Source organism: Candidatus Chloroploca mongolica (assembly GCF_004762035.2).
Lineage (GTDB): Bacteria > Chloroflexota > Chloroflexia > Chloroflexales > Chloroflexaceae > Chloroploca > Chloroploca mongolica.
Map to the genome: position 1 here is coordinate 1 of NZ_SIJK02000059.1, position 17,874 is coordinate 17,874.

11 protein-coding genes are annotated in these 17,874 nt (G+C 59.8%); 4 read left to right on the plus strand and 7 right to left on the minus strand.

Annotation, left to right across the window (positions count from 1 at the left end; translation table 11 throughout):
- Positions 1-150: 150 nt before the first annotated feature.
- The 5 genes from EYB53_RS20895 to EYB53_RS20915 all read right to left on the minus strand — a co-directional run bounded on the left by EYB53_RS20895 (position 151) and on the right by EYB53_RS20915 (position 10,450).
- A complete protein-coding gene (locus EYB53_RS20895; protein WP_135480682.1) occupies positions 151-2,313 on the minus strand; it encodes a cyclic nucleotide-binding domain-containing protein in 2,163 nt (720 codons plus the stop codon).
- Between the two features lie 166 nt (positions 2,314-2,479).
- Positions 2,480-4,987: an endonuclease MutS2 gene (locus EYB53_RS20900; protein ID WP_135480685.1), complete on the minus strand. Its 2,508-nt coding sequence runs from the start codon at positions 4,985-4,987 to the stop codon at positions 2,480-2,482.
- A gap of 216 nt (positions 4,988-5,203) precedes the next feature.
- Positions 5,204-6,313, minus strand: coding sequence for a ferrochelatase (gene hemH / locus EYB53_RS20905; protein WP_205712711.1), 1,110 nt, complete (start codon positions 6,311-6,313; stop codon positions 5,204-5,206).
- 813 nt (positions 6,314-7,126) lie between these two features.
- On the minus strand, positions 7,127-9,850 hold the full coding sequence (locus tag EYB53_RS20910) for a hypothetical protein (RefSeq protein ID WP_135480687.1): 2,724 nt from the start codon (positions 9,848-9,850) through the stop codon (positions 7,127-7,129).
- 132 nt (positions 9,851-9,982) lie between these two features.
- Positions 9,983-10,450 carry a hypothetical protein gene (locus tag EYB53_RS20915; RefSeq protein ID WP_135480689.1) on the minus strand — a complete coding sequence of 156 codons (468 nt, stop codon included), beginning with the start codon at positions 10,448-10,450 and terminating at the stop codon, positions 9,983-9,985.
- A gap of 299 nt (positions 10,451-10,749) precedes the next feature.
- On the opposite strand from EYB53_RS20915, the gene EYB53_RS20920 reads away from it, so the two are divergent.
- The 4 genes from EYB53_RS20920 to EYB53_RS20935 are packed head-to-tail and all read left to right on the plus strand — an operon-like array spanning position 10,750 to position 14,456.
- Positions 10,750-11,010 (plus strand): 4Fe-4S dicluster domain-containing protein, encoded by a 261-nt coding sequence (locus EYB53_RS20920; RefSeq protein ID WP_135480691.1) that lies wholly within the window; start codon positions 10,750-10,752, stop codon positions 11,008-11,010.
- A gap of 17 nt (positions 11,011-11,027) precedes the next feature.
- Positions 11,028-12,350, plus strand: coding sequence for an NAD(P)/FAD-dependent oxidoreductase (locus EYB53_RS20925; protein WP_167857522.1), 1,323 nt, complete (start codon positions 11,028-11,030; stop codon positions 12,348-12,350).
- A complete protein-coding gene (locus tag EYB53_RS20930; RefSeq protein WP_135480695.1) occupies positions 12,334-13,194 on the plus strand; it encodes a hypothetical protein in 861 nt (286 codons plus the stop codon). The genes EYB53_RS20925 and EYB53_RS20930 overlap by 17 nt, the downstream gene beginning before the upstream one ends.
- 11 nt (positions 13,195-13,205) lie before the next feature.
- Positions 13,206-14,456 (plus strand): cytochrome c3 family protein, encoded by a 1,251-nt coding sequence (locus EYB53_RS20935; RefSeq protein ID WP_135480697.1) that lies wholly within the window; start codon positions 13,206-13,208, stop codon positions 14,454-14,456.
- A gap of 127 nt (positions 14,457-14,583) precedes the next feature.
- On the opposite strand, the gene EYB53_RS20940 is transcribed toward EYB53_RS20935, so the two are convergent.
- Together EYB53_RS20940 and EYB53_RS20945 are read right to left on the minus strand one after the other, a co-directional pair.
- A complete protein-coding gene (locus EYB53_RS20940) occupies positions 14,584-15,753 on the minus strand; it encodes an acyl-CoA dehydrogenase family protein (protein ID WP_135480699.1) in 1,170 nt (389 codons plus the stop codon).
- A gap of 340 nt (positions 15,754-16,093) precedes the next feature.
- Positions 16,094-17,869, minus strand: a complete 1,776-nt coding sequence (locus EYB53_RS20945) for a CocE/NonD family hydrolase (protein ID WP_254151172.1) — start codon at positions 17,867-17,869, stop codon at positions 16,094-16,096.
- Positions 17,870-17,874: the final 5 nt, after the last annotated feature.

Here is a 17,874-nt window from a genome sequence, read left to right on the forward strand (position 1 = left end):
ACGGGCCAGTTCGCCATGTCGTTCCTGCGGACGGCGGCCCGCGCTTCCTCGGACGGGCCAGTTCGCCATGTCGTTCCCGCAGACGACGGCCCGCGCTTCCTAGGTTGGCGCACGGCCCCTTCGCCCGATCAGGGCTTTTCAGACAGCCGCTTACTCGGCGATCGTGCGCAGGTGTAAGAGGAGATGAGGGTAGAGCAAATTGAGCCGTTCGAGCGTCGAGGCCGGCAGGCTCCACACAATGACTGGCGTAACCGCCAGGGCACTGGTACGCCGTGGCGCGCCCAAGAGGGCAGCATAACCACCAATGAAGGTGCCAGGTACTGCTTTGAGCGCCAATTCATTACCGGCAGGATCGTTCAGGCGCATGGTACCAGATACCAGCAGATAGCCTTCGTACCCAGGTTCGCCTGCCGAAAAGAGGATATCACCCGGCAACAGATGATGGGGTTGAAAATCGAGCGCAAGATCAAGCAAACTGGCCCAGGGCAAACTCCGTAGCATCGGCAGCTCGGCCATCCAGTCGGCACGGGTACATGCCTCGACGAGATGCAAGGTTCTGGCAATCGGCAAAAAGACCTCGGGGGTGAGTTTCAAAAGCTGGAGTTCGCCGTGGGCGTGCATCGTGGTCGTACGGGCCTCGCCAAGCAGGGCACCACGCTCACCGATGCTGCTACCACGCCCTAGCAGGCGCATCTGCGCCCCATCCATATCGATCGCGACCAGGCCAGAATGCACAATATAGGTCACACCATCAGAGGGATCCCCCTGGTGCAGAATCACATCGCCATCGGCCCAATTGACCGCTTCGACCTGGCTAGCGAGGATCAGCCGCTCGCCAATAGGCAAACGGGCAAAGATTGGGCAGGCAGCAATCGTCTCGACCATCTCGGTAAAGGTATCGCCAGGCACATGGGCACCCATGCCAACGACCATGCCACTGCCGGCAAACTCAATGCGATCGCCCAGACCATCGCTATCCTCGGGCAACTGATGCTTGTTGGTATGAGCGAGCACCAGGCGTTGACTCTTGGCACTGAGCGTTTGAAGGAGTTGGGCCGACATTGTCGTATGGATCGATCCGCCGCCAACATCCTGCACCAGAATGCTCGCCCCTTCGGCAAAGCGCATTAGTTGCTCACGACGCCAGGGCAGCAACACACCCTGGGCTTCGAGTTCGCTAAACCAGGTCTCATCGTAGCGCATATCGCCCGAATAGCAGAGACCCTGCACCCGCACCGCAATCGTGGGAATCGAATGGATCGCATAGATCGCCTCAAAGTGGCGTCCTTCCAATTCAAGCGGGGTTCCGGGATCAAGGCAGTAGAAATCAAAGAGCGTCGCCACCTGATGCGCCGGGACATCGAGCATTGCTTCGAGGATGCGCAGCAGACTACGATAGATCAAGGTCGAAGTGACCAAGCGCACCCGATGGCTGCCCATCAGGATCAATTCGGGCAACCCGGCGAGATGATCTTCGTGCAGATGCGACAGGACCACCTCAGAAATATGGCTTGGCGAGACGCCCAGATTGCCAAGGCGCAGCACAACATAGGCCGCCGCATCAAAGAGCGTTGCCTGGATCTGCACCGTTGAGCCGAGGTAGGCGAGAAAACAGGTGGTAATGCCGGAGGGATCAAAGCCATCGCTGCCGCCAATAAATTGCAGCGTAATCTCCTGCCGCTGGAGCGGGCGCGGTGGGGCGAGATGAAGTGGCACGGCAAGCGTCGTAATCTGGGTTGTGAGACGAGCGATGACGCGGCCTTCTTCACGAAAGACAAAATGGTCATCTTCAAGGGCCAGTTGCGTCACCCCAAAAGCGCCGCCCCCGGCCTCAAGGCTCACAATCTCGACGAGATCCTCTAACATCAACACACGCCCAAGCGGTGCATAATAGCCGACCGCAGCACACTCCTGCTGCACCCAGGCAAACTCACCATAATCTTCAGAATCAGCAGGCCCACGGATTGTTTCGTTGAGGATCGTGCGCAGACGCCGGGCCTGGTGCTCAGTGACCGTCACCAGGCGCGTTTTGCGTTGTTGCCCAAAGAAGCTCGAGTAGATCAAAAACTCGACACTCGCATAGTTGATCCCCCGGCGCACAAAACCACTCGAGCCGAGCTCCTGCCCTGCCGTCAGATCAACCGGCAGCAGAATAATTGATGGAGGGATCAGACCATCATGCAGCAAATATTTCAGAGTCTCGGGGGGACAATGCACCAGCACATCACCATCACTGGTAGCCACCACTGCAACACTGTTGGGCAGGTGACGAATGCGGTCAGGGGATTCAGGACGTGTGCTTGTGCCAGTCATGGGGTATTTCCTTCAACAGAACCCGACCAAAATCCCTCAAAGCATATATTAAACGATCAAATGCTTTTTGTTTGCAGATATTCGCTACGTGTTTTGTTCGATGAAAGACACCAGCTTTACTGGCATCTTTCACCCAACCAACACATTTCGTAGCCCAGGAAGGATTTTAGCGTTCAACGAGGGTAGCAACCGTCACACCATCCCCACCATCGCGCCCGCCGCCAGTGAAATTGACGACCAGGGGATGGGTCTGGAGGACATCACGCACGATCTGGCGCAGGGCACCTGTACCTTTGCCATGCACGAGGCGCACCTGGGAGAGGCCGGCGAGGTAGGCATCGTTGAGGTAGCGATCAAGCCGGTCGCTCACTTCGTGAGCGCGCCAGCCACGCATATCGAAGGTCATGGAGACATCTGGGGGAGGCGGGAGGGAGACGGTACGTTCGGGGCGATAGTCGCGACGAGAATTCGCCGTTTCAGGCTGACCTTTTTCGCGGGTCAATTCGCGGAGATCAACCGTCATCCGAAACCCACCAACCTGAACGGTCGCCGTGGCGTCTTCATGATCGAGCGCGACGATTTCGCCTTTGAGCCCGACGGAACGCACCATGACGGTATCACCAGGTTGCAATGGGCGCGGTTCCTGAGTACGCGGGGCGACGGTGGCAGGCCTAGCTTGCCTGGCGGCGGCTTTCACCTGCTCGGCAGTATCCTTCAAGCGCTGATCGGCCTCTTCGAGCCACTGACGCGAGAGCGAGACACTGCGGAAGTCGTCACGTAACCGTTTGAGTTCGCCGCGTGCTTCGCGCAATTCTTCTTCGAGCTCACGATGGGCGGCTTCAGTCTCTTGTTCACGCTGCTGCTGAAATTGCAGCCATTCGTGTTCGAGGCGATCGCGGTACTTCTCGGCATCAACGCGGAGTTCTTCGGCACGTTGGAGGGCACGTGCCGTTGCTTCACGTTCTTTATGAATGCCGGCGAGCAGATCCTCGACCGCTGCATCGCTCCGGTCAAGCGTGCTATGCGCCCGGTCAACCAGCACAGAATCGAGGCCGAGTCGACGCGCAATCGCGAGCGCATTGGAACGCCCTGGCAAGCCAATGCTCAGACGATAGGTGGGGGCAAGCGTTTCGAGGTCAAATTCGACCGAGGCATTCTGCACGCCATCGGTATTGTAGGCAAACGCCTTGAGCTCGGCATAGTGGGTCGTCGCGACACCGAGCACACCGAGTTCGAGCAGGCGCTCGACAATGGCGCGGGCGAGAGCGGCACCCTCCACCGGATCGGTACCGGCCCCGAGTTCATCAAAGAGCACCAGCGCAGGCGGGCGTTCTTCACTCAGCAATTTCCAGTGATCGGCATCCCAGAGTTCTTCGGGCAACGGCACTGCTTCGAGCGCACCAAGGACGCGAATGATCGTGCGCATATGCGACGAAAAGGTCGAAAGGCTCTGCTCGATACTCTGTTCGTCGCCAATATCGGCGAAGATATGGTGGAAGACCGGCAGGCGCGACGGGGCGGCAGCGGGAATATGCAGACCGGCCTGGGCCATCAGCGCCAGCAAGCCGGTCGTTTTGAGGGCAACCGTTTTTCCGCCGGTATTTGGGCCTGTGATCAACAGCAAACGAAACGAATCGCCGAGCCAGAGCGTCACTGGTACGACGGTACTTTGATCAAGCAGCGGATGGCGCGCCTCGGTGAGCAACAATGGTGCTCGCTCACGGTCGGGGTCAACAAGTTGAGGATCAGCCACCGGGGGAAGCGGCACATCAGGCGACCAGTTGACCACCTCGGGGGCGACGCAGCGCAGGCTCGTTGCATATTTGGCTTTGGCAAAAGCGAGATCAAGCTCGGCGATAGCTTCGACGGCGGCCACAAGCAGCGGCGCGGCAAGACCCACCCGCTCGGCAAGTGCGGCGAGGATGCGCTGCACCTCCTCTTCTTCGGCAGATTGCAACTCACGCCAGCGATTATTCAACTCGACCACCGCCATTGGCTCGATATAGAGCGTTGCACCGCTACTCGACTGGTCATGCACGAGACCGCGTACATCTTTGCGATGGCTGGCCTTGACGGGCACCACATACCGCCCGTTGCGCACAGTAATAATTGGCTCTTGCAGGGCAGCACCAACGGTAGCCGACCCGATCATATGCTGAAGCTTTTCCTGGAGGCGAGCAAAGGCAATCCGGATCTCGCGGCGCAGACGGCCCAGTTCAGCGCTTGCGCTATCAAGCACATTGCCATCATCACCAATCGCGTGCAGAATCTCATCTTCAAGCGGCGGCAGGATCGGCAGCAACGCGGCGCGCTCGATCACAAGGGGAAAGAGCTCGGGGTTGAGCTTGAGCAAACGAGTGCGGATCTGGCGAGCAGCCATTGTCGTACCCGCAATTTCAAGCAAGCTCGGGCCATCGAGCAACCCGCCGCGCTCGGCATGGCGAGCGGCGCGACGAATATCGCGAACGCCGCCAATCGAAAGATCAGGAAACTCATCGAGCAACTGACGGGCTTCGCTGGTCAACGCGAGGGCCTGACGAACCTCGGGCATCTGCGTCGAAGGCAAGAGCGCGAGGGCAAGCTCGCGTGACGCAGAAAAGGCCGTATAGCGAGCGAGATGCTCGCGAATTTTGAAAAACTCGAGGGTTTCGAGGGTTTGTGGTGCTATGTTCATAGGACGTATGGTACCACAGCCAGGCTGTGGGCACCTCATCCATAGGATTGATTTTTGGGGGCCTGCGGACTGATGCGCATGGGTTTTTAGGGCTGTCGCCCTAAAAACCCATGCTTGTGCTGGCGAAAACGGCCAGCGAAGCTGGCCGTTTTCGCCAGCACAAGCGAGATGCTTGGGGCCGCAGCCCCCCAAGCGTGGGTGTGTAGAGCGGTTGCCCTACAAGCGCAGCTGACTGTTGTGCGCGAGCTCAACGGATTCCGGCGAGGCAACCGGATTGAGCAGGTTGCGACACTGGTCGCTGGTGCATCCGGGGCAGCGCAGGGGGTACTGGCGCGAGTGATTGCGCCCGCTTGCAAGGTGGTCAGCGACGAGATCAGCCAGGGTACGCTGAAAGTTTTCGTCGTCGTTGAGGGCAGGAACACGTTTGAAGTTGGTGATGCCGACGCGGTGAGCTAATTCGCCGTATTCATGGTCAATCTCGGCGAGCGTTTCAATGTGGTCACTCGTGAAAGCAATCGGGACAACGAGAACGTTGCGCCGCCCCTGCGCACCCAATTGCTTGATCACCTGCTCGGTCTGTGGCCCAAGCCAGCGCACTGGACCAACCGCCGATTGGTAAGCAAGCAGATATTCGTACGCAAACCCAAGCCGCTCCATCACCGCCTGCACACTTGCACCAATCTCTTGGGGATACGGGTCGCCACGGTCAATGATCTTGAGGGGCAGCGAGTGGGCGCTAAACAGCAAGAGCACATTGTCTCGTTCAGCGGCAGGAAACTGTTCCAGGCCAAGCTGCACGCTACGGGTCATTGCCTCGATAAAACCGGGATGGGTCGGCCAGCGGTCAATCACGCTCCAAGAGAAAGCGTTGCTGAGGCCGAGCCGCCGCGCTGCACGCCAGAGCTCGTTGAGGCTTGAGCCGGTGGTGGCGCAGGAAAACTGGGGATACTGGGTAAAAGCGACCGCACGTTGCACCCCATCGGCCTGCATCTGACGCAAGGCATCTTCGCTAAAGGGAGGCGCATAGCGAAAAGCGACATAAAACCGATGAGGGGCCGTCGCCGGCGAGAGCCGGTCGAGCCAACGGATCATGCCCTCGCCCTGGATGGTGGTCCAGCGCAAAATCGGTGAACCACCGCCAATGAGGCGATAATTCTCTTGCACGGCAGCGGTGCGTCGCCGTGCAATGAAGGGGCCGAGCCAGGCTTGCAGGGGCAACTGAATAATTTCGCGGTCAGCAAAGAGGCGAACGAGAAAAGGGCCGACTTCATCGAGGGTCGCTGGTCCCCCGAGGTTAAGCATCACAATGCCAGTCTGCACGGACATGAGCGAACTACCTTTGTATTGAGCGCACGCGCTCTTCTTCAGAATCTATACAAATCTTATCAAAACTATGCGTAGTATACCATATATATCGTAGGGCCGAAGCACGCGTGGGGGCGGGGCGTGGGGGCACGGCGACGCCGTGCCCGTACGGGGGGCGGCAGGGGCACGAGCAAGCCGTGCCCGTACGGGCGGCGGTGCGTTGTAGGGGCACGGCTTGCCCGTGCCCTGCGTTGGTAGGGCACGGGCAAGGGGGGCGGCGCGCCGTGTCACCCCGCTGCCGCTGCGCCCGCCGTGTCACCCCGCTGCGCCAGCCATGTCACCCCGAGCGCAGCGAGGGGTCTTCCATGCGCCACAGCGAAGATTCCTCACTCCGTTCGGAAGGACATGGCTGGCGTTGGCACCCCGCTGCGCGCCCTTGCCACCCCAAGGCATCCGCCCTGTCACTCCGAGCGCCCGCCGTGTCACCCCGCTGCACCAGCCATGTCACCCCGAGCGCAGCGAGGGGTCTTCCATGCGTAGCAGCGAAGATTCCTCACTCCGTTCGGAATGACATGGCTGGCGTTGGCACCCCGCTGCGCGCCCCTGGCCCTCTTGGGATACTGCTGGCAAACCCCAACTGAGCGGCACCCTGCGTTTTTCGGGTCGTCTTGCGTCGAGAAATTGCGCCTCGTGCGGCGTGGGCCACCAAGCGAGGTCGTCACAGCCCTCCTCCGCAAAAAACCGCAACGACGCTGTGGGGAGTACAGGCTCTCTGAGCGAAGGTCGCTCATCCAACGTTTGCCAGCAGTATCCCAAAAGGCACGGGCGGCGGAGCTACGGCCAGCGATAGCGCTGCCCTGGCGGGAGGCGCAAGGTTTCGGCCCCAAGTCGCCCGAGCATGACAGCGTCGTCGTCGAGGGGGTGTTCAAAGCGGGCATGGGTGGTCCATTGAACGATGCGATCACCCTGCCAAATTTCGCCACTCACCGGTGTGCCAGGCAGGGCGATGCGTGCTGCGGCTTCGGCCATGGATGGGCAGAGACGTTCGTTCGCATCGTTTCCATCGCGACACGTGGTGCTCCGGCGGGTTTCACCGAGATAGAGGGTTGTCCCGGAGGGGCGCGGGGTCACTGCGTTGCCCCGGAGTTCGAGGCAGAGGCGCTCGAAACATTGCAGGCGCCCCCAGTCAAACGGGACGAGCGGCGTCAACGGCCACCCGAGGCGCTCGAGGCCCCCCAGGTTTGTCCAGGCGGCCCACATAACCCCCGGCACCATATAGTCGGTTGCGGCGACATACTGCCCTCCCTGCGGCGCAACCGCGAGGGTCGTCGGCAAGATCACATCTGCTGATGCGCCTTTAGGATCAGCAAGGCTGACCTTGATCTGGTACGAGCCTGGCGGCAGATTCGTTGGCACAGCAAAGGGATGCATGTGTTGCACCGTCGCGTCGGTCGGCCAGCGCGATGGTGGATAGACCCCGTAGATCAATCGGCGTGTACTGGTTGCCACAATGCCGCCATCGAGGGTGGTCAGGTCAACTACGACGCTCAGGTTATCGTTGGAAGGAGGCATAGCCGTGCGTTGCCAGAGCAGCGTCAGCGTCACCAGTTCACCCGGCTCGTAGATTTGCCCCACTGACGGCACAATGGCATAGCTCGTTAGACGCAAAGCCGTGTCGCCGAGGACAAGCTCGCCGTCAAGCGGGGAGGCGGGCCCGGTTGCAACCGGACGATAGAGATCGAAGGTGCCGAGCGAGCCGTCGTGCGCATAACGGCGCTGCACCAGTTCGACGACACCGGGGCTTAGCCAGTTGCCCAGGTAATCGAGGACCACCAGGGGCAGCGTGCCATTGGCGAGCTCGTGCAGCAACGCCGTTTCGTCGGCCAGTCCCTGATCAAGCAACTGGCGCATCTCGAACGCCTGCAGCCGTGAGGTCACCCCGGCGGCGGCGGCAACCCCGGGCATGTCGGTCAGCACCACCGGCCCCGCCGCTTGCACTGTCATCGTGAGCAGCGTACCAACCCTGGTCTGGGCCGCTAACACTTCGGCCTGCCGCCTTGCATCGGTCAGCAACCCATGACGCCCAAAGACGAACCGCGGCTTCAATGGCTCGACCAGACTGGCCGGGCGCAACTGGTCGGCGTGCCACAACGGCGGATAGTAGGCCAGTGCCAGCACAAGCAAGCCATAGAAGAGCAGGCCACGCCACGGCAACCAGCAGCGTATCAGACTCGGCGCGAGCGCGATGAGCCAGATCAGGCCAGCGTAGAGTTCGAGGAAATAGTTGCTATACGCGCCAACCTTGCCCACGCCAAGCGCGGTAAGAAAACCGGCGAGCGTATACAAGAGCGCGAGTTGGAACGACGAGCGCGGCCAACTGACCTCACCCCCTGGCTCCCGCTCGACAGCGGAGCAGGGGAGGGTTCGCGACGAGGATCTGGACGGCAAAGCATCCAGCTCAGCCTCAGAGGCTGTCTGAAAAGTCGACGGTTTGCTTCGGAGTGCCGACTTTAGCCGGCTAAAGCCGGCACTCCAAGGGTGCATCACGTGGTGGCGAACGACACTGACACCCTTTTCAGACAGCCTCTCAGCGGCAGCCGCAACAGGGGCGCGGCGCATCAGAGATAGCCCGGCGAATACAACCAGCAAGGCCGCAGCCGCAAGCGCCCAGCGCAGGCGGATCTGCTGAGCCCAGAACTGCAGCGCCAACTCGGCGTCCCAGCGATTCGCATTGGCCGCGACGACGTGCAGCGCAAACCAGCCCTGGCTCGCCCATTGCATTGCAAGCAAGGTGAGCCCGCCTGCCAAGCCGAGGGTCAACCCAAGCACCACCAGGCGGTAGAGCGGCAAGCGGTCGGCATAGCGACGGCGTCGCCTGCGCCCCGGTAGCGTCTGCCGAGCATCGATCAGACTTGGCAAGACCTGCCAAGCAAGCCAGGCCGAGGCGGCAACCGGGGCCGCAAGGAGTGACGGCTTGACAAAGAGACTCGCAGTCAACAAGAGGCCAGCGACGGCCACACGGCGCAGCGAGGGCAACGGCGGATGTACCAGCACCACCAAGCCCCAGAGCCCGAGCGCCAGACCGAGCAGGTCAACCCGCATGAGGGCCGACCATTCGCGGACAATTGGGATGGTAAGAAAGAGGAGCACAAGCAACCACGACGTACGGCGTACCGTAGGGGAAGCCGTGGTGGCCCCAGGGTGGGACAGCCAGGCAATGGCCCCCATTGCGGCAAGCGTCGCAACCAGGGAAAGCAGGCGACCAGCGATCAACACCGACCCTGTCAGCGGCGTCAGCACCGCCGTAAGCACCAGGTAGAGCGGAGGATAATTGACAATCAGAAAAGGGGCGTTCTCTGGATCAGCATAGAGACGCCAAATCGGCACCCCAGCACGCAGGCGCTCGACCTGAGCGACCAGAGGGCCTTCGCCATAGTCAAGAGGAAAAGGAAACGCCAGAAGCTGCCGCACATGCGCAGCAGCATAGAGCAGATAGGCAATCGCGAGCAACCCCAGCGCAACCTGGGCCACACGCACCAGCGAAGGACGATACAGCATACGGTGCATTATATACGATGCAGTGAAGGGTGTTTTATGTGCAAACTAAAGCCCTACAACCCATCGTGTCTTGAACAAACAGCCAGCAAAGTTGGCTGTTTGTTCAAGACACGATGATTAAAAAAGGTACGGTTAATCATCATCGTCATCATCGTCATCATCGTCGTCGTCTCCGCCATTGTCATTCATGGTTGCATTTCCGTTTGAGGTCGTGGTAGCGCCAGGGGTCGCGAGGATCTGGCTAGTGGTTGCATCCACATAGACGAGACCTGTGCTTAATGGAACTTCATAGGCAACGGCACCCTGATAGGTTACAAGCATAGGTGTGCCTGTGAGCGTAGCACCACTGCTATTGGCAACAGCAAGGCTAGCTGCTTGTTCCGCCGAGACCGGATAAGAGTCTGATGGATTTGAAGGTTGGAGGGTCGTTGGGCTTGTCATGGGCTGTGTGCCAATGGCCGTAGTCGCCTGGACGGGTGCCACATCAGTGGGAGTAGATGTCGTGCTAGAACCAGAGAAACCAGGGCCGAACACAGCAAGCAGAATGAGCACAAAGGCAGTCACTGCTGCGGCGATAGCAAACAAAGCACGTTGGTTCATAAGAATGAAGCTCCTTACTAGAATGATATGTGAGCCTACTCTACAACTCTTTCCTTGGAAGCACATTGGAAAGCATCACGTCATATTCCAAGGTTGCTCACAGGAAAAGGGTGGCGAGGCAGGTGAAGGATCGTCAGCACAGATCGATAAGGTTGCTTCACCATAGATTATCACTCCGTTACCAAGATCATCAAAATTCCAAGCAAATTCCAAGTAACTGGTGCTACGCTCAACAGAGAAGTCATAACTATCGTACAGGCGGCCACAAACAATGTCGCCCATGCGAGAGAGAGGTTTTGATGACATTCGTAGCACGATCCCTCACCCTGGATCTCATCAGGGCCGAGGTGCTTGCCACAGGACAGGTCGTTGCCGACTCGGTGCGCTGTGTCCAGTGTGGTATCTGCTCTTACAACTGCCCGATCGGTCTTGACGTACGAGCCTACGTCTGGTGCAGCGCAGCGATTGAAGATTCACGCTGCCTTACCTGCGGGCAATGCATCGCCCGCTGCCCACGAGGTGTGCTCCGTTTTGCACCAACGGATCGCTCGCGTGCGTAACAAAGAGGAAGAATCTAATGGGCCTGCGCTATGTTATTGTCGGAGCGGGCGTAGCTGGCATTGCCGCTGCCGAATCGTTACGCACCCGTGAGCCGTCGGCCAGTGTTACAGTCGTTACTGACGATCCTGCGGGTTTCTATTCGCGTCCCGGTCTCGCCTATTATCTCAGTGGGCTTATACCAGAGACGCAACTCTTTCCTCGCTCGCCCGCCGAGTTGCGTGCGCTCGGCTTGACCTGGGTGCAGGCTCGGGCTGATGCGCTTGATCCGCGTACGCATCGCCTGACCCTTGCTGATGGGCAAATCCTCGCTTATGACAAACTGCTTCTCGCCACGGGTGCGCGTGCAGCCTTGCCCGACTTCCCTGGGAGCGACCTCGACGGCATCGTCACCCTTGATAGCCTTGCCGATACCCGTGGCATTGTGCGCCGTGCGCGTCAAGGTCTGCAAGCCGTTGTTGTCGGTGGTGGCATCACCGCCCTGGAAATTGCCGAGGGCCTCAATGCGCGAGGGTGCCGGGTTCACTACATGCTGCGCGGGGCGCGTTACTGGGCCAATGTGCTCGACCCCGATGAATCGCAACTTGTCGAGGATCATCTTCGTGCTACAGGGATCATCCTTCACCATCATAGTCAGATACGTGAAGCGATCGGCAAACGCGGTCGCCTTGTCGCGGTCGAGACCATGACTGGCGAGCGCATCCCGTGTGAGTTGTTGGCCGTCGCGATTGGCACGCATCCACGGCTCGATCTTGCCCAGAGCGGTCGACTCAAGCTCGACCGGGGCATTCTGACTGACGCCTACCTCAAGACGAGCGCTGAGGATGTTCTGGCGGCTGGTGACGTCGCCCAGGTCTACAATGAAGTGACGGGCAAAGCGACGCTCGACACACTCTGGGCAACTGCCCGGGCGCATGGGGAAGCTGCTGCGGCCACGATGGCAGGCATCCCCACACCCTACCGCAGTGCCGTAGCGCAGAATGTTACCTTGCTCGCTGGTATCCCCACAACGATCATCGGGTCTGTGGGTGGTGGAGAGGATGCAGATCTCGTAGCAATTGCCCGTGGTGATAGCGAAACCTGGCGGATGGCTGCCTCAGCGTGGGTCGTTGTGGATCCACATCCGGTCAATCGCCTACGCCTGATGCTTGGTGAGCAGACTCTCAAAGGGGCGCTTGTGATGGGGGATCAAACGCTCTCGCGGCCACTACAGCGGCTGATTGCAGCCAACGCCGATCTTACGCCTATTCGTCAAGCCCTCCTCGCTGATAAGAGCGCCGTTGCGGACCTCATCATGTCGTTCTATGCTGAATGGGAGCAGAGTCATGCAGACAAGCGGTGAACTGCCACTACCTCGGGGGCGACGGCCGCCGCGCCATACTACCTATGAACTGGAGATAGCCGTCATTGGGGTTGGAGCGGTCACAGCTTGCTATGTCTGGGCCATGCAGCGCCTTGACACCGCCCCTGGCGCCTTCTTTGGTCACAGCCTGGGTGTGATCGGCTTTCTTCTCATGCTGGCTACCGAAACCCTCTACTCGCTACGCAAACGGGCACGCGGGCGCACCTATGGACGGCTGAGTACCTGGCTTCAGTGGCATATTGTTATGGGCATCGTGGGTTCGTATATGGTGGTGTTGCATACGGCCTGGCGGTTCAATGGACTGGCTGGTGTCGTCACCTTACTCACGGTCGTGGTTGTTCTGAGTGGCTTCGTGGGACGTTATGTCTACACAGCCATTCCCCGCAGCGTGGATGGTGCCGAGCTATCGCTCGCCGATCTCACGGCTCGCCTGACCGCAAGTGCGACGCGTCTAGAGACGCTAGCCCGTCCTGGCTCGGCCTTACGTAATCTACCATCCGCCGATCTGCTTACGACACCACCACCTGTTCCTGGTGGCCCACTCACGGCACTGCTCGCCCGTCCGCTCCTTGCCTGGCGCGACCGAGCCGAGCAGCAACGTCTCCTTGCCACGCTTGGGATCATCGATCAAGCAACGGTCGTCGAGATCCGCCATACGTTAGCCGAGCGCCAGCGGCTCTTGCGGCAGATCCAATCCCTCGCCGTTGCACGCCGCCTGCTGGCTCTCTGGCATACCATCCATATCCCCCTCGGAGTGGCCCTGTTCGCTCTGGCATGTGTGCATATTGGTGCCGCGCTCTACTACGCGACACTGTTGCATTGAGGAGGCTGGTGATGCGTCGTCTTGGCTGTCTTACACCCTTTGGCATTATCGCCGGGATTGCTGCTATGGTTGCTGTCGTGATCGCCTGGATGCTTGGTGGGGGCAGTATGTTCAGCCCTGGCCCCCTGAATGCCCAGGGGCGGATTGGTGTACCACTTGGCGGCGTTACTTCACACGCTGCACTCGGTGGGAATTGTGCTGCTTGTCATACCAACCCGCTCGATACCCGTGGCATGGCCGGTCTTTGTCTCGATTGCCACACCGACATCCAGGCTCAACTCACCAGCCCTGACACCCTGCACGGTGCCTTGCCCGACGGGGGAGCTTGTTTGAGTTGTCACACCGAACATGGCGGACCGACTGCTGCTCTCACGGAAATGGAGCTCACGGCATTCCCGCACGCTGCACTTGGTTTCGCGTTGACTGCTCACCAGTACACCAGCAATGGGTATGTTTTTGCCTGTGACGATTGCCACACTGCGCTGAAGATTACCCCGCGACCAATCAATGCCTATCGTTTCGATCAGGCGATTTGCATCGACTGCCATATGGACTACCAGGCTGATTTTGTCGTCTCACACGTTGCTGATTTTGGTACAGAGTGCCAAAACTGCCATGACGGGATTGATCGCTTCAGCGGCTTTGACCACAATACCCTGACAGTTCCTCTCGCTGGCAAGCACGGCGAGGCTACGTGTACGAGTTGCCATGGTGAGGTACGCGATGTTGCGAGTTTTGTCGGTCTTGCTACTACTTGTGTCGGTTGCCACCAGACCGATGACATCCATAATGGCACCTACGGTAGTGACTGCGCGAGTTGTCATACCCCGGCTGGTTGGGAGCAGGCGACCTTCGATCACAGTCGCACCGCCTTCCCACTTACCGGTGCCCACATCGCGACACCTTGCACAAGTTGTCACAGCAACCATATCTTCCAGGGTACACCCACGGATTGCGCATCATGTCACGCCGAGCCACAGGTTCACCTGGGACAGTTCGGCACGAATTGCAACAGTTGTCACACGACGAGCCGTTGGGAGGGGGCCATCTTTGATCATACCTTCCCGCTGAACCATGGCGGTGAGGGCACAATTGCGTGTGCGACATGCCACACGAACCCGCAACAGTATACCGTGTATACCTGCTACAACTGCCATGCTCATCCACAGGCTGCCACACTTGCCGAACATCGTGAGGAGGGAATTTCAGGCACTATTGATGACTGCGCTAGCTGTCATCCTACGGGGCACGAGGGTGACTAAACGACCATGCTATGTTTGTTAAGGGCACAGCTCCGTATCGCTCTTTTCTCGTGGTTGGTGGCAGCTTTTCGCCGCCACCAACCACAAGAAAACGCTTCTTCGAGACACAGGAGTGGCACAGCAAGCTTTAGCGTCGGTTGACGCGGTAGCCAACCTGCTTGAGCAACTCGCTGGCGATGACGCTCTTCTGGATCTCGTTGGTGCCCTCAAAGATACGGGTGACCCGCGCATCGCGGTACATCCGCTCGAGGGGCACTTCACGTGAGAAGCCCATGCCACCGTAGATCTGGATGGCTTCGTCAATTACCTGGCTCGCCATCTCGGTGCAGTAGAGCTTGACGATGCTGCTTTCGAGCGTCGCATTTTTGCCATCATCAACCTTGCGTGCGCAATCGTAGACGATCTGCTCCATCGTATAGATCTTGACCGCCATTTCAGCAAGCTTAAACTGGATCGCCTGCAAATCGGCGATAGGGCGACCAAACTGGTGACGCTCGATCGCATAATTGCGACTGAGCTCAAACGCCTCTTTCGCTGCCCCAACACTGCTGCCACCAAGCCCGCAACGCCCGATATCGAGGGTACGCATGGCAACCTGAAACCCATGGCCGACGCCACCAAGCACATTCTCGGCTGGCACACGCATATCCTCAAAGAAGAGGCTTGCGGTATGCGACGCCTTCAGGCCCATCTTGTCCTCGACCTTGCCCACATGGAAACCAGGGAAGTCCTTCTCAACGATGAACGCGGTGATCCCACCACGGGCACCTTTGGTCTTGTCGGTCACAGCATGCACAATGATCACATCGGCGAAACTGCCATTGGTGATCCACATCTTCTGACCATTGATGACCCACTCATCGCCACGCAATTCGGCGGTTGTACTAAGATTAGCCGCATCACTGCCCGCGTTCGGCTCGGTCAACGCCCAAGCCCCCACGAGACGGCCCTCATTCATCGGGCGCAGGTACTTGTCCTTCTGGGCCTCATTGCCCCCGAGGTAAACACTCATCGCAGCAAGCTGCGCATGCGCCCCAAAGATCGTCGCATGGCTAGCACAGACACGGTTCAACTCTTCCATCAGCACACAATAGCCCGTGATGCCCATGTCAAGCCCGCCATACACTTCGGGGAACGGCACACCCAACAAGCCCAACTCGCCGGCTTTCTTAAACGTCTCTAGCGGTACCCGCTCCTCTTCATCAACCTCACGGGCGATAGGACGGATCTCCTTATCCACGAACTCGCGCACCGTCTGACGCAGCATCTTGATCTCATCACTGTGCTCGTACTCCATTGTCGAGGCCTCCTCTTGATGCGGTAGTGATACCGCTGCTGTAGTGATGCAGCCTCTCTGGCTGCGCCTGGTTGTTGTGTGCAAGGCCGAGCCCTGCCTGCCGTTGCGTTCGAGGGCTTCGCCCCCACATCCCTACTGCTTGTCTGGCAACAGGCCAGCTACACTGGCCTGTTGCCAGACAAGCAAACATTCCTGGGGCTGTCGCCCTACGATCCCATACGTATGCCGACTGTTTTCACCAGCATACGACGCGAGTTTCCGGGGGCCGCAGCCCCCCACGAAACAACTTGTTAGGGCGGTAGCCCTAACCATACTGGGCCGACGGCCCGGATGCAATGCATCATGGTGTTGCAACCTCCTGGAGTTGCTCGCCTGCCATCGCCTGCCTGGTCGCCTCGCTGACAACGGGGAGAAGCAGAACGGAGGGATGCTCGGCGTCGTGAAAGACCATTTGTTGGGCACGGAGTCCCGCAGGAACCGCGTCGATCAAGGCCCGTCCATCCCCACTATTGACATTCCAGCGGGGGTGAGCCCCACTACAGATATGCAAGCGCAGGCGTTGTCCGGCATGAAAACGCCGTGCTGTTGCCCAGAGATCAAGTTCAAGCCGGAGGCTGCCGTCAGGTTGACGCTCACCGACACCCGGCTCAACCCGGATGGCACCCTCGCAGACATTGATGCTCCGCCCATCAGGGTCAACCGCGCAGAGACGCCCGACGAGATCGAAATAGGCCAGATTGGAACGAACAAAAACCTCGAGGCGCACATAGCCAAGCACATCCAGCGGCGCTTCGAGCGGCGCACTGGTAAAGAGCAACACATCGTGGCGTGCCTCAACACGCGCCTGGTTACGCGCCCCACCATCCGGGCTCAAGACCGGCCCGCCAACCGAAGGCGTTGGATCGTGCGGATCATACTCGAACGATGAAGCGGGAGCCTCTTGCGCCCTGGTTTCACGCAACCAACCCCCGGCGTGCAGATAGAACCGCTGCAATTGCGCCGGCGGAGGCCAGAAATCCATCTCGTGCGTTTCGTGCGCCCCTAACAGCGCCAACCGTACGGCCCGTCGGCGCGGCACGTCACGCCCGCGCAAGAGCGCATCAAACCAGACCAACCCCTCGCGGACAGACGCGCCAAGGATGCTCTTGGAGGTATGGTGTCCGGCGAGCACCGTGAGATAGGGCCGCGCATCAGCAGCCAGCAAGTCGGTATAATCGGCAAGTTGGTCACGCAGGAAAATGTCGTACCACGCAGCAACCAGATGCACAGCCGGCGTCACCCGCGCAAGCGAACGATCAAAATCCACCCTGGACCAATAGGCCCCATCAGGGCCTGGCTCGGCGAGCCACTGCTGAAAGAAGGGCTGCACCGCCCCGGTCGCCCGGCGATCGGCTTCAGCGAGCGGAGCCGAAGCCAGCGTCGCCGCCAGGGTCGCCTCGCGCTGCGGGCGCAACACCCGCACCAGGGCAACCAGGTCAAGCGAGCGTCGGTTGGTTGCCTCGAGATAGGTTGCCCAGCGCAGCGACGACTCATAGGCAAACGGGCCACCCGGATAGAACGAATGCGAAAAGCGGCTCGTCGCAATCACCGGCATGATCGCCTTGAGAAACGGCGGCGCATCGGCGGCCACGGCCCACTGGGTATAGCCAAGATAACTTGGCCCCCACATCCCCAGATTGCCCTCGAACCAGGGCTGGGCAGCGATCCAGTCCAACGTCGTGCGGCCATCCTCCTGCTCGTGGACAAAAGGCTCAAAGACCCCGCCCGAACGAAACCGCCCACGCACCCCCTGCACCACCACATTGTACCCACGCTCAGCAAAGAGCGCTGCCCCCATCAAACCACCCGGCCCGAGCAACCGAGTCTCGGAGGGGCGACCATAGGGCGTGCGGATCAAAATCGTCGGAAACTGCCCGCTAGCACGCGGAAAAAAGCGATCCGCATAGAGCACCGTGCCATCGGGCATTGGCACAGGCAGATCATACTCGACGGCCACCGCATATTCGGGTGGGCGCAAACCAAACGCACGAGCGATGATCTGGCGACGCCTGGCATAGAGCCCCGCGCCAACCAATCCGAGCCCGGCTATGCCGATGGCCGCCAGCGAACGCCGCATGAGAT

Excerpts from the sequence above, each read along its gene's own strand:
- EYB53_RS20895 (WP_135480682.1), bottom strand. The coding sequence starts at position 2,313 with ATGACTGGCACAAGCACACGTCCTGAATCCCCTGACCGCATTCGTCAC.
- EYB53_RS20900 (WP_135480685.1), bottom strand. The coding sequence starts at position 4,987 with ATGAACATAGCACCACAAACCCTCGAAACCCTCGAGTTTTTCAAAATT.
- hemH (WP_205712711.1), bottom strand. The coding sequence starts at position 6,313 with ATGTCCGTGCAGACTGGCATTGTGATGCTTAACCTCGGGGGACCAGCG.
- EYB53_RS20910 (WP_135480687.1), bottom strand. The coding sequence starts at position 9,850 with ATGCTGTATCGTCCTTCGCTGGTGCGTGTGGCCCAGGTTGCGCTGGGG.
- EYB53_RS20915 (WP_135480689.1), bottom strand. The coding sequence starts at position 10,450 with ATGAACCAACGTGCTTTGTTTGCTATCGCCGCAGCAGTGACTGCCTTT.
- EYB53_RS20920 (WP_135480691.1), top strand. The coding sequence starts at position 10,750 with ATGACATTCGTAGCACGATCCCTCACCCTGGATCTCATCAGGGCCGAG.
- EYB53_RS20925 (WP_167857522.1), top strand. The coding sequence starts at position 11,028 with ATGGGCCTGCGCTATGTTATTGTCGGAGCGGGCGTAGCTGGCATTGCC.
- EYB53_RS20930 (WP_135480695.1), top strand. The coding sequence starts at position 12,334 with ATGCAGACAAGCGGTGAACTGCCACTACCTCGGGGGCGACGGCCGCCG.
- EYB53_RS20935 (WP_135480697.1), top strand. The coding sequence starts at position 13,206 with ATGCGTCGTCTTGGCTGTCTTACACCCTTTGGCATTATCGCCGGGATT.
- EYB53_RS20940 (WP_135480699.1), bottom strand. The coding sequence starts at position 15,753 with ATGGAGTACGAGCACAGTGATGAGATCAAGATGCTGCGTCAGACGGTG.
- EYB53_RS20945 (WP_254151172.1), bottom strand. The coding sequence starts at position 17,869 with ATGCGGCGTTCGCTGGCGGCCATCGGCATAGCCGGGCTCGGATTGGTT.